This window comes from Niallia sp. FSL W8-0951 (assembly GCF_038006525.1).
GTDB lineage: Bacteria > Bacillota > Bacilli > Bacillales > Cytobacillaceae > Niallia > Niallia circulans.
The window spans coordinates 1310005-1326035 of the sequence record NZ_JBBOVK010000001.1 but is presented as its reverse complement, the minus strand read 5'-3'; the positions used below and the strand labels follow the sequence as shown (position 1 = coordinate 1326035).

The following is a 16031-nucleotide window of genomic DNA, read 5'->3' as shown; positions in this document are numbered from 1 at the left end:
TGCTCATCCTTTATAAATAATTTTTAATATTTCTTGTAATTCTTCTAATGTTAACCCAATTAGTTTAGCTGTGCTGCTGGCTTCTGTTAAATGTTCTTCGATTGTTTTCAACTTGTTTTCACGAAGTATTTCTTTGTTTATTGCTGCAACATATGACCCTTTTCCAGCGACTGTAACAATAAAACCGTCTTTTTCAAGTTCATCATAGGCTCTTTTGGTTGTAATAACGCTAATTTTCAGTTCTTTTGCAAGACTTCTAATAGAAGGAAGAGATTGTGTTTCTTTTAGTTCACCTGCTACTATTTGCTCTTTTATTTGCTTTACTATTTGCAAATAAATAGGTTCCTCAGAGGAATTGGAGATAAAAATATTCATTAGAAACACCTTTCAACTGTTATATCTGTATATAGTCAGTATATACAGATATAACAGTAGTGTCAACCCTCATAATTAGACAAGTTTTTAGTCTATCATAATAATATTATGTAAACAAATTATTTCTTCTATTTTTAGCATTTAGTATCTAAGATAATATACAAAACATGCAGGAACTACATGGGGAAAAAGTAAATTCACGCGTGAATCAATTTAAACAATTAGACCAACGTCGCGAGTCTTTTATTGAAGAGGCAATTATACTTTGCAAAACTGGAGAGTCTTTTTCAGTTAAACAAATAAATGAAGTTACAGAGCGAATAAACGAATTAGCAAGACATGGTGTCATTCAATTAGCGAAAATGTTACATAAGCAATGGTATGTGAATTTGTAAATCGTAATAAAAAAACAGTTCTGGACGTGAGCTCATATCCAAGACTGTTTTTTTTATTAATTAATAATTTTCCATAACAGGATAAAATCGAAAAACAGCTTTCCCGACAACAGCATCCTCTGATATACAACCAAGCTGTCTACTATCCATACTATTTTGCCTATTATCCCCTAATACAAATAGATGCCCTTTAGGTACTGTAACTTTAAGATTTTCCGTCAATCTCTGATTAGGAAGTAAATGCTTCTTTTTCTCTTGAAGATATGGTTCGTCATATTTTTCGCCATTAATATAAAGTGTATCATCATAAATTTCAATCGTATCATCAGGTAAGCCGATTACTCTTTTTATATAATCTTCTTTTTCTATTGGTGAATGAAAGACGATGGTATCAAAATGCTTGATTTGGCCAACTTTAGAGACAATCACTCTATCTTGATTTTCATATGTTGGCTGCATGGATTGTCCTATTACCTTAACAGGGGCAAAAATAAAGTTACGGCAAATAAACACAAATATTAATGCGCTAATAAGTGCAATAATCCACGACTTTAGCTCTCTTTGAAAAGCTGATTTCTTATTAATATTGCTTCCCTCTTTTCTCTTTAAAAAATAGTTGGTTCTATTTAGGTCACCATTTTATACATTAAAATATCATCTATATATTCATTTTCTGACAGTTTGATTTCTTTTATTTTGCGACCTTCTTCTATAAATCCCATACAAGTATATAAAGAAATAGCCCTAGTATTTGTTGAGAAAACACCTAAGCTAACTTTTTCAATCAGCGGATTTTCTTTTGCCCAAGCTAGTAGTGCTTTCATAAGTAATTTTCCTATTCCTTTACTTCTATACTTTTTACTTATCATCATCCCAAATGACCCTGTGTGATTAAGTCTTTGTCTATTTTTTGTTTGAAAGACAATAAAGCCAATTACTTTATTGGTTTCTTCCGCAATTAGGATAGTTTCTCTCTCATTATGCAATATTTTAGCGACCCATGCCTGCTGCTCTTCCAGTGTTTGATTATACTCTTCGATAGTAGTTATCAGATAATCTTCTTCGGCAATCACAGATTGCTGAATAGCAAAAATTGCTTCTGCATCTTCCAGTTTCGCATGGCGGATAAGATATTGATCTGCTGATTTCAATTTCTTTAGCCACTCCTTAATAAATATGAATGTGATGATATTAATAGATTAAACTCCCACTGAAGGAATTTAATTCCATTATAGCATAGCCACGATAAAATTACTCTGACCTGTTTTTCTTTTTTCTATATATAATCCAAGCTATTACAATAACTACAACTGGAATTAAAATTGGTGATAATCCAACAATCATCACGATGACACTTGAAAGGAAGGAAATTAACCCGTTAATCGTGCTCACGAATTGACTTTTTGCTTTTTCCCATGTATTTAAAGACTCTTTATCTTGAATAGAACCCACTTTTACTAACTCTTCTTCCAGTTGAATCGTGACAGTCGAATAGTCTACGTTATTTTTTAAGTATTTCATTCTCCCTAATATTTGTTCTTTTTCTGCCTGCACAGTTGCAAGATCATTTGATATTTTAAGAAGGTCTTCCGTTTTTTCTGCTTGTTCCATTAAAGCTAATAGCCTTTTTTCCACTGCTTCCTTAGCTTTTAGCCGGGATTCCAAATCAACATATTCTTCAGTCACATCGTTACCAGTGATACTCTTCTCTGTAACTTTAATGCTTTTCTTTTCGATATCGTTTAAGTAGGTTTGGAAATGTTTTTGAGGAATTTTTACGATAATAGTCCCATTTATATAATCTGTGCCACTATCATAAATGGACGATTCCACTACATACCCGCCTAGCTCGGCTGCTTTTGACTGGATATGCTTCTCTACGTTGTGATAGTCTTTCACCTTTAAGGATAGATTCCCATTATAAATAACTAATCGGTCATTATTACTAATTGCTTGACCGCTATTTTCTTTTACCGTTTTACTATCTGTTGCGGGTATTTCTCCTATTTCATTCTGGGCATCGATGACATTGGAATCAGCCTTTTCATAATCTCTGCTATCCGCTGCTTTATCTTCGGAATTTTGTGAGCAGCCAGTTAATAATAATAGAAATAATAACGACCAATTTAATATAATTAGAAATTTTTTCATTTTTTTCCTCCTGCGTTTTGTTAATGATTAGACGGATAAGAAGAAATTAAGTTTCAGTTTAGTTCCATTTTTTTATTATAAAACTCATTATTAAGTTCATCTAAAAAAAGACCATTTTTTACACCAATTCAGTATTTTTTGTATACGATAATACAAATTTAGTTACAGGGATAAATCCATTTGATTATCATACAATGTTATAAAAGTGGTGGAAATAACGTTTATACGGAGGGATTCTTTGTGGAGTTAGACAGGCATATGGAAATGACTTTTCAAAACTTACAAGAGAAAAATATGACCTTTGATATCGTTTTTCAGCGTATCCTTGCTTTTATGTCTAGAAGTCCTTCGGGAAATTATCAATTAATGATTGGTACAGATTCACAAGTGCATACCAAACATACGAAGTTTATTACTGGAATAGTCATTATGAATAAAGGAAAAGGTGCTTGGGCCTGTATTAGAAAAGTGATCATACCAAGGAAGATTTTAAGACTTCATGAGAAAATCTCCTATGAGACAACACTAACAGAAGAGGTAGTTAGTCTGTTCACAGAGGATAGGAAAAACCAATTAATTGATGTTGTCCTCCCTTTTGTTTATCAAGGAGCAACTTTCTCGATAGAGGGACATATAGATATTGGAGCAGGCAGAAGAAATAAAACAAGTGAATTTGTCAATGAAATGGTAGCAAGAATGGAGTCAATAGGTATCGAACCAAAAATTAAGCCTGATTCATTTGTTGCTTCATCCTATGCTAATAAGTATACGAAATAATTAAATAAAAAAAAACCTGTCCACAAACGGAACAGGTAAAATACATTTATTTTTCTTTTGAAGAAGCAACTTCTTCAGAAACCTTTTTATTTTTGTTAATAAAATGAATGATAAATGTGATAATAAACGCAGCAATTAGAATCCCAAAAAATACATAGTGATCTAATTCATATCCAAAAATGCTAGCAAACATCTTTACCGCGATTATCCCAATTAATACAAAGGCGGTATTCTCTAATTCTGGAACTTTTTCAATGAGAACTAAGAATAATTTGGCAACAGTTCTCATCATTAAAATACCGAGCATTCCACCAATCAGTAGAATCCAGATTTCATTTGAAACAGCCAAAGATGCTAATATGCTGTCAACCGAAAAGGCTAAATCCATTAATTCTACGGAGATAACAGTTGCCCAGAATACTCCGAACAATCTTATTGTCCAACTGTCTTTCTTCATCGCTGAGGAATCTTCATCTTCCTCACCAAGCCAGAAATGCTTAATTACAATCCATGCTAAGTATGCTGCTCCAACTACTTTTATCCAGGTAAAATGGATTAAGTAAACACCAATTCCAATAAAGAAGAAACGGAAAAAATAGGCTCCGAATAAACCATATGTCAATGCTTTTTTTTGTTTATCTGGCGGTAAATGTTTTACCATTACTGCTAATACGAGCGCATTATCTGCTGATAATAAGCCTTCTAAAATGACTAACGATCCGATTAATCCCCATGATACTGGATCTGTTAATACTTCTGCCCACATCTTCCAATCAAAAAATGAAGCATAGGTTGATAATATCTGATGTAAAACGTCCACTTAATGAGCCTCCATTATTATATGTAATCATATGGAAGCTATTATACTCCTATCATTTTCAGATAGCAACTGTAATAAAGCAAAGAAGAAAAAATACCTTCTATTATTCTTCATAAATCATTTTTACTGTCATACCACCGTCTACCATAAGATTCGTTCCTGTAATAAAATCATTTTGCGGATTTGTGAGGAAAAGGCATGCTCTCGCAATATCCTCAGGTTTACCTACTCTTTTTGATAGATGCTGTTCATGATCGCTTTCTCGCAGATTTTCATAATCTTTCGTTTCGATCCAGCCTGGTGATATGCTGTTAACTGTTATATGTGCATCAGCTAAACTATTTGCCAAAGCATGAGTAATAGCCATAATTCCACCTTTGCTAGCACTATAGCTTTCTGTATTAGGTTCCGACATATAGGCTCTGCTAGATGACATGTTAATAATCGACCCTTTTGCGCCTTGAGTTCGCATGATTTTTGCGACTTCTCTTGAACAAAGAAACACGCTGCGGAGATTCGTATTTATCACATCATCCCATTCTTCTATCGTTAAATCGTAAAATGATTTAAAAATGCCTTTACCGGCGTTATTAATTAAGATATCAATCTTTCCAAATTTCGCTTGTGTTGTCTCAACCATTTGAATGATATCTGCTTCGTTTCGAACATCGGTTTTTATAAAAATTGCTCTCTCTTTTTGCTCTATAGAATCAAGTACATGTTTTCCTTGCTCTTCATCTATATCAGCTAGGATAACATAGGCATCTTCTTGCAAATAAGCTTTTGCAATTGCTTTGCCAATACCATTACTAGCGCCAGTTACAATGACAACTTTATCTTTGTACATTCTAATCACCAACCATTCATATAAAAAAGCAAGCCAATTTCTCAGCCTGCCTTGTTGTATTTATTCTTCAGTGATTTCCACTTTTTCCATAACATCGCCATTTTTCATTGCTTTTACAGCAGCAATACCGGACGTAACTTGTCCAAATACTGTATGAACACCATCTAAATGCGGTTGTGGCTCATGTACGATAAAGAATTGGCTTCCGCCTGTATCACGGCCAGCGTGTGCCATAGAAAGAGCTCCTTCCACATGTTTGTGAGGGTTTCCTTCTGTTTCACATTTGATTGTGTATCCAGGTCCTCCTGTTCCATTTCCATTTGGATCGCCGCCTTGGCTGACGAAACCAGGAATTACACGGTGGAATGTTAAACCGTTATAGAAACCTTTTTTAATTAGTTCCACAAAGTTAGCTACTGTTCCAGGAGCTTCGTTTGGATATAATTCGAATTCAATTTTTTCACCATTTTGCATTAATATGTATCCTTTAGTTGCCATGATCAACATCTCCTTATTTCAAAATCAGCTTTTATCATATCATCTTTTCGGAAAGAAAGAAAATATTACGTTCCTTTTATCCATTATTCTTTTAATTTCTTTGGTTCTTCATAATCGATACCTTTTGTATCTACAGTAATTTGTTTCATTTTTATCTCTTCTACTGGTTTATCATTCTTATCTCTTTTTGAAGAGACTATTTTATCGACGACATCCATGCCTTCTATCACTTTCCCGAACGGGGCGTATTCTCCATCCAAATGAGGGGCGTCTGCAACCATAATGAAGAATTGTGACCCAGCAGAATCAGGCAGTTGAGATCTTGCCATGCTAATTACGCCTCTTTCGTGCTTTAAGTCATTTTCAAACCCATTCTCTGAAAATTCCCCTTTGATCGAATAGCCAGGACCGCCTGTTCCATTTCCATTGGGGTCACCGCCTTGGATCATAAAATCAGGAATAATTCGATGGAAAATTAATCCATCGTAAAAGCCTTTATTTACTAATGATACGAAATTATTGACTGTATTAGGGGCTTTATCGGGATAAAGTTCTAATGTAATAGTCGAATTATCTTCCATCGTAATCGTTACAATAGGATAGTCGTCTGGTGAAATCACTTTTGCTTGTGTTGTATTTTCTTCTTTTGATGGCTCACTTTTCGTTGTGCCACAGCCTGACAGTAGTAAAAGAAGGACTAAACTCAAGAAAAATACTATACCACCTGTTTGTTTTCTACTCAAATAACATCATCTCCTCTGTATGGATTCTTTCCTATTTTAACGAAAACGTTTTTGTTTGTACAATGAATAACTGATAATAGCTAAAGAAAGAGCATTATCCCAAATCTCCGGATAATGCTTTTTATTCATGATATATATTTTAATAGATAACTAGCTAAAGAAGGAGAATGTATACGCACTGCTAGTGAAGGAGGAGTACTCCCATTCACTAATTCGGACGGTAAGCCAAACCAAATAACTTTTTCATCAATAATAATGAAAGGAAACGGTATATCAGGAGCTGAACCAATACTCCTTCTATTGAGAAGTTGTTTCCATTGTTGTTTTAATATCTCCTTCTGTTTTGGAAAAGAGGCTATTATTGTATGGTTGGAACGCTTGATATCTTTTTCTAGTAATTCTACTCTTTGTGCGTGCGTCCAGTATAGTTTTGGATTCTTCTTTTGAATCCACTCGCCAATTTGTTGGTTGGTTACCACTTTATTGAATGCTTCTTGATGGTTGACAAGCTGTCGAATCGTTTTCTTCCTATCTATTTTTGTTTTTATATAATTTCTGTTTGCTATATGAATAAATTTCCCTTTTGCCCTGCTGATCGCCACATTTATTAACCGTTCGCTTTCTTTGCCGGTTAAAAGGATTCCAGGCTTCAAAAATGCCTCTCCTTCTACACTATCAAAGATGATTATATCTCTTTCGCTTCCTTGAAAACGATGGACTGTAGCGATAATAAGCCGTTTTTCTATGATGGCTTCTGGGAAAAATTCTGATGCCATTGCTTCCATTATTTCCGCCTGTGCTCGATATGGAGTAACGTAGCCGATACTCGTTGTTCCTTTTTCATTTAAAGCTTCATTTATAACTTGCAGAGCTAATAATAGATGGATATAATTCATACGTGATTTCGAAGCTCTCTCAAATGTGGCATATGCGCCAAATTGACTCGAATCTAATAAAATATTCGCCTCTCCTTGGAAAGGTAGTTTTTCTGCGATTGCTTTTCTGTTTCTTTCCACCTTCTTATGATCGCCTACCAGAGAATGATATATATATTTATTGGTAAATTGAGAGATGCTTGGATGCATCCTTCTTTGTTCGTTTAATAACAAAAGCTGAGGATGAAGCGATGAACTATGAACCGTTTCGGCAACGCCTGTCGCGTGGAATACGTCTTCTTTTAACCATTTATCTACTAAAGCATGACGGCTAGTTGCGATAGGAGGTAACTGTTTAAAATCTCCACAAATAATGATTCTTTTTGCTAGTGATGCAGAAAAAGCGACTTGTGGAATATATGCCATGCTCGCCTCATCTACTATTACTAAATCGTATTCATCTTCATAAATGGCTGGATCTGTGGCAGCTTTTACTATTGTCGTGCCAACAATTTTTGCTTTTTGTACAAATTGCAGTTCCCTTTTTCTGATTTTTTCCATCACATTTGCTAATTTCTCTTCCATCTCTAATAACTGAGCAGAATCTCTTGTTGTAAACGAATAAGAAAGGTCTTGTTTAAGTTTTAGTTTTTCTTCAAAAAAATACTGTTTTTGCTTGGCAAGATCCATATCCTTTTTATCTAATAAGGAACTTGTTGTAATTTTTTCTTGTTCAAGTGATGCATTATTGCTATTTCCCCCATAGCGAAGGATATCCCCTATTTTAAATCGGTCCTTTTCTTTAATCGTTGTCGTTATTTCCGTGAGTAGAACATCTACAGCCTGGTTACTTTGTGCTAAGAGTAAAATCCTCTTACCTTTCCAATAACGTTGTAGAGCAACTCTAGCTAATGTGTATGTTTTTCCTGTTCCAGGCGGCCCCCACACAAAGGAGACGGGGTTATATTTGCATCTTAAAGAGAGCTCATGAACATGATTTTTCAGTTGCTCACTTGGGTGCTTTGTTTCTTCACTAGGTTGCATTAATTTAACGATTCTACTAAGCTTACGTTTATTTTTTTTAATAGTATCAAAACGGATTTGCAGCTGTTCTAATAGCTCCCAAGGATCATGGGATAAATATGCTTCTGAGACATCCTCACCAATCGCCTTTTCCAAAATAATAAGAAGGCTCTTGCCATCTGCCGATAATACTCTCCCCCTTACAGCCTGACTCCCCCAGTGAATCATTACATTTGATCCAATTGGAACCTTTAGATTGCTGATGCTTTCAAAATAATACGTAAAGTCATTTTCTGTGTTTAGGCGAATTCCATTATATAAAGCAACTTTCGATTGCCCGTATTTTTTTAAATGATTGATCTCGATTTGTAGTGCTTGCTGCCATTGTTTAATGGTAGTGATAATGTTTGTCATTTTCTCCTTTAATTCCTTTTCTAAAAAAGTCGATTTTTCTATTATAGCATTTAAAAGAAAAGAAGAATAGAAACAGGGAAATCCAGTTCTATCCTTCTAGTTCTTTGCTATTCTTCGTTTGCTGTTCTATATATTCATCAATTTTTGCATCTAATCGTTCTAAACTCTTTATTGCCCTTTCCTTCGTTATCGTACGATAGTGATGATGTCCCCCAGGCTCCTCGTCCTTTTCATCAGCTAGTTTAACAATTTTTTGTAAGGGGGTTAAAATCACGGAACCACCAGGAATGAAACTATCTGTATGGAAAAGAACGGCTAAAGCTATTTCTTTTGCTTTAATTGGATTTTCTCCTAAGCGGATTAATAATTTATGTGCTCTTTCCGCCCCTTTTATTGGATGAATGTCATTTTGTCTATATAATTTATAATCCCATTTTCCATCTTTATACCACGTATAGTGTCCCATGTCATGTAAAAATCCGGCTTTAGCTGCATTATCGACATCGACACTTGATTCTTTTGCCATTTCAAAAGCATGATAAGCAACTGCCAGAGCATGAGCTAAACCTGAGCGTGTAATATATTTTTGTGCAATATGATGATTATATATATCGAGAAGTTTAACGTCTCTCATCTCCGACACTCCCTTTCTTTATAAACAATCACACTCTATATTGAGAGAGCATTTGATAAACTTTATTTGCTTTATCCTACCCTTATTAAGCCTTTTAAAAAAGTATTTTTCCTATTATATTATATTTTTTGTAAAATGATAATAAAAAACACTTGTAATAGCTAAATGGCTTAGATTATAAGTCGGTTATGAATTATTTTATTGAAATTTTTGTTTTGAATTTTTATAATATTTTGAATGCGTAAAATTTTCTTCTTTTGTAAAAGAGATTTTATAGGTTAGATATTAGCGTATATAGAAAAAAAGATGTGATACTCGCTAATCACATCTTTTTTCTCGTTTATGCATTTACAGTAGGTAAAATGGAGGCGCCCATTAAGTATTCGTCAACTTTTCTAGCAACTTCTCTGCCTTCGTTAATTGCCCATACGATCAAGCTTTGCCCTCTGCGTGCATCACCAGCCGCAAATACACCTTCCAAATTCGTTGTAAAATCGCCATATACCGCCGCAACTTTACGACTTGTAGTTTCCAGTCCGAAATGTTTCAGTACTGGTTGTTCAGGACCTTCAAAGCCGATCGCAATAAATACTAACTGTGCTGGCCAAACTTTTTCCGTACCAGGAATTTCTTTGAAAATAAACGTTCCATCTGCTTGCTTTATTTTTTCCATGGAAACAGTATGAAGCTCTTTTAGCTTTCCGTCGCTATCTTTTACCATTCTTTTTGTTTGAATTCCATATTGTCTTGGATCTTCACCAAACTTTTGTTCAGCTTCTTCGTAAGCATATTCTAATGTGAATACATTAGGCGCTGCCGGCCACATATTTTCACTTGAGCGCATTATCCCAAGCTTTGGATGCTTCCCAAATTGAACTACACTTTTACAGTTCTGACGTAATGCAGTTGCTACACAATCTGCTCCTGTATCGCCGCCGCCGATAACGATGACATCTTTTCCTGCTGCATCGATGAAGTTTTTATCTTGAAAATTGGAATCTAGTAGACTTTTGGTAACACCTGTTAGATAGTCCATTGCAAAATGAACACCCTCTGCATCTCTGCCTTCCATAACTAAATCTCTTTGTTTCTGGGCACCAGTACATAGAATAACAGCATCATACTGTTCTCTTAATTCTGAAGCTGTTATATCTTTCCCTACTTCGGTATTGGTAATAAAATCAATCCCTTCTTGTGTAAGTAGTTTCACTCTTCTTTCCACATCTTTTTTGTCAATTTTCATATTGGGTATCCCATACATTAATAATCCGCCTGGTCTATCTGCACGTTCAAACACAGTTACAGAATGGCCTGCTTGATTTAACTGATCTGCACTAGCTAGCCCTGCTGGTCCTGAACCAATAATGGCTACTTTTTTTCCTGTTCTCTTCGCAGGTATCCGCGGTTGGATCCAACCCTGTTCAAATCCCTTATCAATAATAGTGCGTTCAATATTTTTAATCGCAACAGCTGGATCTGAAATCGCTACAGTACAGGAACCTTCGCAAGGAGCTGGACAAGCACTTCCAGTGAATTCTGGGAAATTATTTGTTTTCAATAAACGATCTAATGCCTCTTTCCATCTTCCTCTATAAACTAAATCGTTCCATTCAGGGATTAAGTTATGGATTGGACAGCCGGATGTACTTCCCGCAATTTCCATCCCGATATGACAGAATGGTGTTGCACAGTCCATACATCTCGCCCCTTGTCTTTGTAGTACTTCATCAGAGAAAGGAGCAGAATACTTTTTGAAATCTTTTAGACGGGAAAGCGGATTTCTTTCTTCCGCTTCCTCCCGATTATATTCGATAAATCCAGTTGCTTTTCCCATTCTGTTCTCTCCTTTCTACTGCACTAATACGGTAATTTTATTTGCTTGTTTTTTTTTGTCTTGATTGGAATTATTCGCAAAAGCTTCCATTGCGGCATCTTCTTCTGATAAGCCATTTTCAAGTCCCTTTTGAATATTGGCAATCATTCGCTTATAATCTTTCGGTATAACTTTGACAAACCGTTGAACGAATTTATCCCAATTAACAAGTACCTGTTGACCTGCTAAACTACCTGTTAATTCAATATGCTTTTCAATAAGTCCTTTTATTCTCTCTATTTCTGCTCGTTCTTCTAATTGTTCAAAGATTATCATTTCCTTATTACACATTGCTTTAAATTGCTCTGCATCTTTCGGTAAAACATAGGCAACTCCACCTGACATACCTGCAGCAAAGTTCTTCCCTACTTCCCCTAAAATAACAACTTCTCCTCCAGTCATGTATTCTAAGCCATGATCACCAATACCTTCAACTACAACACTTGCACCACTGTTACGAACTGCAAATCTTTCTCCCGCTTTTCCGTTAATAAACGCTTCGCCGCTTGTCGCACCGTAAAATGCTACGTTTCCGATGATAACATTCTCATTCGCAACAATTGAATTGTCTGCGGGTACCTTTGCCACAATTCTACCTCCAGAGAGTCCCTTGCCAATATAATCATTTGCATCACCTGTTAAATACAGGCTCATGCCTTTGGGAATAAAAGCACCGAAGCTTTGACCTGCTGAACCTGTGAAATGTAAATTGATTGTATTGTCAGGAAGTCCTTCTTCGCCATATAGTTTCGATATTTCGCTACCAACAATTGTACCAGTTACACGATTAGTATTTTGGATACTAAAATGCAAATGCAGCGCTTCTTTATTAATAATAGCTTTTTGAACTGCTGGAAGTATTTTTTGAATATCTAAACTTTCATCAATTTTATGATTTTGTGGTGTTTCAAACGTTCTTGGTCCATCGACTTGATATAATAGTTTCGATAAGTTTAAATCTTTTGCTTTCCAATGCGATTGCGCCTGTTTACTTACTTTTAGCACATCTGTTCTTCCAACCATTTCTTCTACTGTGCGGAATCCTAATTGTGCCATTAGTTCACGTACTTCCTCTGCAACAAAACGCATGAAATTGACAATATGATCTGGATCTCCAGCAAATTTATAGCGCAATTCTGGATTTTGGGTGGCGATACCCACTGGACATGTATCCAAATGACAAGCTCGCATCATCACACATCCCATTACAATAAGAGGAGCTGTAGCAAAGCCAAATTCCTCGGCTCCCATAAGAGCTGCAAGTACAACATCTTTTCCTGTCATCAGCTTACCATCTGTTTCTAAAACGACACGATTTCGTAAACCATTTAGCATCAGGGTCTGATGTGCCTCTGCTAAGCCTAATTCCCATGGCAGACCTGTGTGTTTAATACTTGTTTTTGGAGAAGCACCTGTACCTCCATCATATCCACTTACAACTATTACATCAGCAGCCCCCTTTGCAACACCAGCAGCGATGGTACCAATTCCGCCTTTTGAAACTAATTTTACTGAAATTCGCGCATCTCTATTGGCGTTTTTCAGGTCGTGAATGAGTTGTGCTAAATCCTCAATAGAATAAATATCATGATGCGGCGGTGGGGAAATTAATCCAACGCCTGGTGTAGAACCGCGAACTTCGGCAACCCATGGATATACTTTATTCCCTGGCAATTGACCTCCTTCACCCGGCTTTGCTCCTTGAGCCATTTTAATTTGTAATTCTTTCGCGTTTATTAAATAATGGCTCTTAACTCCAAAACGTCCAGAAGCTATCTGCTTAATATTACTTCTTCTGTTATCGCCATTTTCATCTATCATATATCGAGAAGGATCTTCTCCGCCTTCACCACTATTACTGCTGGCACCTAATCTGTTCATGGCAATCGCTAATGTTTCATGTGCTTCTTTACTTAAAGAACCGAAGGACATTGCACCTGTCTTAAATCGTTTTACGATAGATTCTACTGATTCCACTTCCTTAATATCGATAGGCTGTCGTGCTGAATCAAATGCAAATAAATTTCGTAAAAAACTCATGCTTTCTTCATTTGCAGCCTCAGAAAACTGTTTAAATAAGGAATAATCGCCTTTACGGCATGCCCATTGTAAGGTGTGGATTGTTTTCGGATTAAAAGCATGATGTTCTCCGCCTTTTCTCCATTGAAACTCACTTCCAGAATCTAATGTGTCGTCCATCCCATCTTGATAACCTAATTCATGTCTTTTCGTTGCTTCTTCAGCAATAATCTCTAAACCAATACCGCCAAGCTGTGAAACAGTTCCAGTAAAATAACGGTCGATAACTTCTTCGCCGATACCGACAGCTTCAAAAATTTGTGCGCCTCGGTAGCTTTGGACAGTAGAAATACCCATTTTAGACATTACTTTTACAACACCTTCTGTAATGACTGTATTATATCTTGCTACTGCTTCTTCATAGGAAAGGGTCAGCACCCCATCTTTGATTGCTTGATTGTAGGTTGCGTATACTAAATAGGGATTAATTGCATCAGCTCCAAAACCTATTAAACTTGCAAAATGATGAACTTCCCTTACTTCACCAGACTCTACGATAATACTTGCTTTCGTCCGCAGACCTTTCTTAATTAAATCCTGATGTAAAGCACTGACAGCTAATAAAACGGGAATCGCTTTATCTTCTCGTTTCATTGCACGGTCAGAAAGAATAAGTAAGGACACACCTTGTGCAATTGCTTCTTCTGCCTTTTGCACGAGCTGATTTAAACTGCTTTCTAAATCATCTGTAAACAAACTATCTAGTGTTCGTGCTGTAAATTCAGTAAATGTATGAGATCGTAATTGTTCTACATCACTATTTGATAATATTGGTGTTTTCAATTGGATTCTATGACAATTACTTGCATCAGGATGTAACAAATCACCTTCAGCACCTAACCAAGTTAAAGTTGATGTAACCAAATGTTCCCGAATAGCATCAATTGGAGGGTTAGTTACTTGTGCAAATAGTTGTTTAAAATAATTAAATAAAGATTGCGGCTTATTAGACAAGACAGCAAGCGGCGTATCATTTCCCATCGATCCAATCGGGTCTTTGCCCTCCAACACAACTGGAAGCAGATTTTTTTGGACATCTTCATACGTATAGCCAAATGCTTTCTGCCTTGCAAGTAAATCGGGAAAGTCTTCTGCTTTTTCTTCTGCATTCTCCTCTAGTCGAATAACTTCATCTAACCACTCATCATAAGGATGTGCCGAAGCAATAGTATTTTTTAATTCTTCGTCTGAAACAATACGGCCTTCTTCAAGATCAATTAATAGCATTTTCCCAGGACTTAAACGCTCTTTATAGAGAATATTCTCTTCTTCGACTGGAACAACTCCCACTTCTGAAGAAAAAACAATATAATTATCTTTCGTTACATAATATCTTGCTGGACGCAAACCATTACGATCCAATATAGCACCAATTTGTTTACCGTCCGTAAAGGTGATTGCCATTGGGCCATCCCATGGCTCCATTAAGCTACTATGATATTCATAAAAATCTCTTTTCGCCTTTGAAATATGGGGATTCTCAGTCCAAGGCTCTGGGATCATCATCATAGCTGCATGAGCAGGTGTGCGTCCAGATAAGATAAAGAATTCAAGTGCATTATCGAATACAGAAGAATCACTACCATTTGCATCTAATATCGGCAGTACCTTTTGCAAATCCTCTCCAAAAACTTCTGATACAAATTGCTGCTCTCTTGCTTTCATCCAGTTGAAATTTCCTCGTAATGTATTAATTTCTCCGTTATGAATTAAGTAACGGTTTGGATGTGCTCTTTCCCAGCTAGGAAAAGTATTTGTGCTAAAGCGGGAATGAACAATAGCAAATGCGGATACAAAAGCCGGATCCTGCACATCTAAATAAAAGCTTTCGACTTGGTCTGATGTGAGAAGTCCTTTATAAACAATGGTGCTAGATGACAAACTTGCGAAATAAAATTCTTTTTCTTCTGCTCTTCCCCAATTTTCAGCAAGTTTACGGATAATATATAATTTTCGCTCAAAAACTAATTTATCTTTGTTTTCTATGCTTGATTGAATGAATACTTGACGGACAATCGGACAACTTTCTTGTGCGACTTTTCCGATTTTTCTGAAATCTGTCGGTACAGTTCTCCAGCCAATAAGTTCTTGACCCATTTCTTTAATATATTCGTTAATTTTTGCTTCGATTATTTCTCTGTGAGGATCATCTTTGGAAAAAAAGATCATTCCTACCGCGTATTTACCGCTTTCGGGAAGATTGAATTCCTTAAGTTCTTTTCGAAAAAAGGTATCAGGTATTTGAACCATTAATCCAGCTCCGTCTCCTGTTAAAGGATCGCTTCCTTGTCCGCCGCGATGATCCAATTTACAAAGCATACTTAAACCTTTTTTCACAATGTCATGCGTCGCTTCCCCTTTTATATGAGCGTACAGTCCGATTCCACATGCATCATGTTCAAATTCCGGTCTATATAAGCCCTGTGCCTTTTCCATTTGGTTGTACGTCATTTCAACCACCCCTGTCAGATTTTCTAACAAATTTTTTTATTCAGATAATTTAATTATACTATACAAATTCATATGT

Annotated in this window: 14 protein-coding genes; 2 read left to right on the top strand and 12 right to left on the bottom strand. The window is 36.0% G+C overall.

The features are described 5' to 3' along the window. Positions 1 to 3: 3 nt before the first annotated feature. Positions 4 to 375 (bottom strand): GntR family transcriptional regulator, encoded by a 372-nt coding sequence (locus tag NSS71_RS06230; RefSeq protein ID WP_047943449.1) that lies wholly within the window; start codon positions 373 to 375, stop codon positions 4 to 6. Positions 376 to 542: 167 nt separating this feature from the next. Between NSS71_RS06230 and NSS71_RS06225 the strand changes: the two genes are divergently transcribed. Beyond that, entirely contained in the window at positions 543 to 770 is a 228-nt protein-coding gene (locus NSS71_RS06225; RefSeq protein ID WP_235844489.1) for a DUF2533 family protein, read from the top strand. Positions 771 to 830: 60 nt separating this feature from the next. Here the strand turns inward: NSS71_RS06225 and lepB are convergent, their stop codons facing one another. The 3 genes from lepB to NSS71_RS06210 form a co-directional block, all read right to left on the bottom strand. Then, positions 831 to 1310: a signal peptidase I gene (gene lepB, locus NSS71_RS06220; RefSeq protein WP_328282909.1), complete on the bottom strand. Its 480-nt coding sequence runs from the start codon at positions 1308 to 1310 to the stop codon at positions 831 to 833. An 86-nt stretch (positions 1311 to 1396) separates the two neighbouring features. Beyond that, the gene (locus NSS71_RS06215) at positions 1397 to 1921 is read right to left on the bottom strand and encodes a GNAT family N-acetyltransferase (protein WP_047943447.1); all 525 of its coding nucleotides are present in this window, start codon (positions 1919 to 1921) and stop codon (positions 1397 to 1399) included. Between the two features lie 100 nt (positions 1922 to 2021). Next, a complete protein-coding gene (locus tag NSS71_RS06210; RefSeq protein WP_047943446.1) occupies positions 2022 to 2921 on the bottom strand; it encodes a DUF4349 domain-containing protein in 900 nt (299 codons plus the stop codon). A gap of 258 nt (positions 2922 to 3179) precedes the next feature. On the opposite strand from NSS71_RS06210, the gene NSS71_RS06205 reads away from it, so the two are divergent. Beyond that, positions 3180 to 3698 (top strand): ribonuclease H-like YkuK family protein, encoded by a 519-nt coding sequence (locus NSS71_RS06205; RefSeq protein WP_047943471.1) that lies wholly within the window; start codon positions 3180 to 3182, stop codon positions 3696 to 3698. Between the two features lie 46 nt (positions 3699 to 3744). Here the strand turns inward: NSS71_RS06205 and NSS71_RS06200 are convergent, their stop codons facing one another. From NSS71_RS06200 to gltB, 8 genes are all read right to left on the bottom strand, one after another. Continuing rightward, the gene (locus NSS71_RS06200) at positions 3745 to 4518 is read right to left on the bottom strand and encodes a TerC family protein (protein ID WP_047943445.1); all 774 of its coding nucleotides are present in this window, start codon (positions 4516 to 4518) and stop codon (positions 3745 to 3747) included. A 103-nt stretch (positions 4519 to 4621) separates the two neighbouring features. Further along, positions 4622 to 5365, bottom strand: coding sequence for an SDR family NAD(P)-dependent oxidoreductase (locus NSS71_RS06195; RefSeq protein WP_047943444.1), 744 nt, complete (start codon positions 5363 to 5365; stop codon positions 4622 to 4624). Between the two features lie 60 nt (positions 5366 to 5425). Beyond that, positions 5426 to 5863 carry a peptidylprolyl isomerase gene (locus tag NSS71_RS06190; RefSeq protein ID WP_047943443.1) on the bottom strand — a complete coding sequence of 146 codons (438 nt, stop codon included), beginning with the start codon at positions 5861 to 5863 and terminating at the stop codon, positions 5426 to 5428. Between the two features lie 83 nt (positions 5864 to 5946). Further along, positions 5947 to 6606, bottom strand: a complete 660-nt coding sequence (locus NSS71_RS06185) for a peptidylprolyl isomerase (protein ID WP_061798825.1) — start codon at positions 6604 to 6606, stop codon at positions 5947 to 5949. A gap of 125 nt (positions 6607 to 6731) precedes the next feature. Continuing rightward, positions 6732 to 8918 carry an AAA domain-containing protein gene (locus NSS71_RS06180; protein ID WP_095320087.1) on the bottom strand — a complete coding sequence of 729 codons (2187 nt, stop codon included), beginning with the start codon at positions 8916 to 8918 and terminating at the stop codon, positions 6732 to 6734. 88 nt (positions 8919 to 9006) lie between these two features. Then, on the bottom strand, positions 9007 to 9552 hold the full coding sequence (locus tag NSS71_RS06175; RefSeq protein ID WP_047943440.1) for an HD domain-containing protein: 546 nt from the start codon (positions 9550 to 9552) through the stop codon (positions 9007 to 9009). 340 nt (positions 9553 to 9892) lie between these two features. Then, a complete protein-coding gene (gene gltD / locus NSS71_RS06170; RefSeq protein ID WP_341151366.1) occupies positions 9893 to 11386 on the bottom strand; it encodes a glutamate synthase small subunit in 1494 nt (497 codons plus the stop codon). A 15-nt stretch (positions 11387 to 11401) separates the two neighbouring features. Then, a complete protein-coding gene (gene gltB, locus NSS71_RS06165) occupies positions 11402 to 15955 on the bottom strand; it encodes a glutamate synthase large subunit (protein ID WP_144547208.1) in 4554 nt (1517 codons plus the stop codon). Between the last annotated feature and the right edge of the window lie 76 nt (positions 15956 to 16031).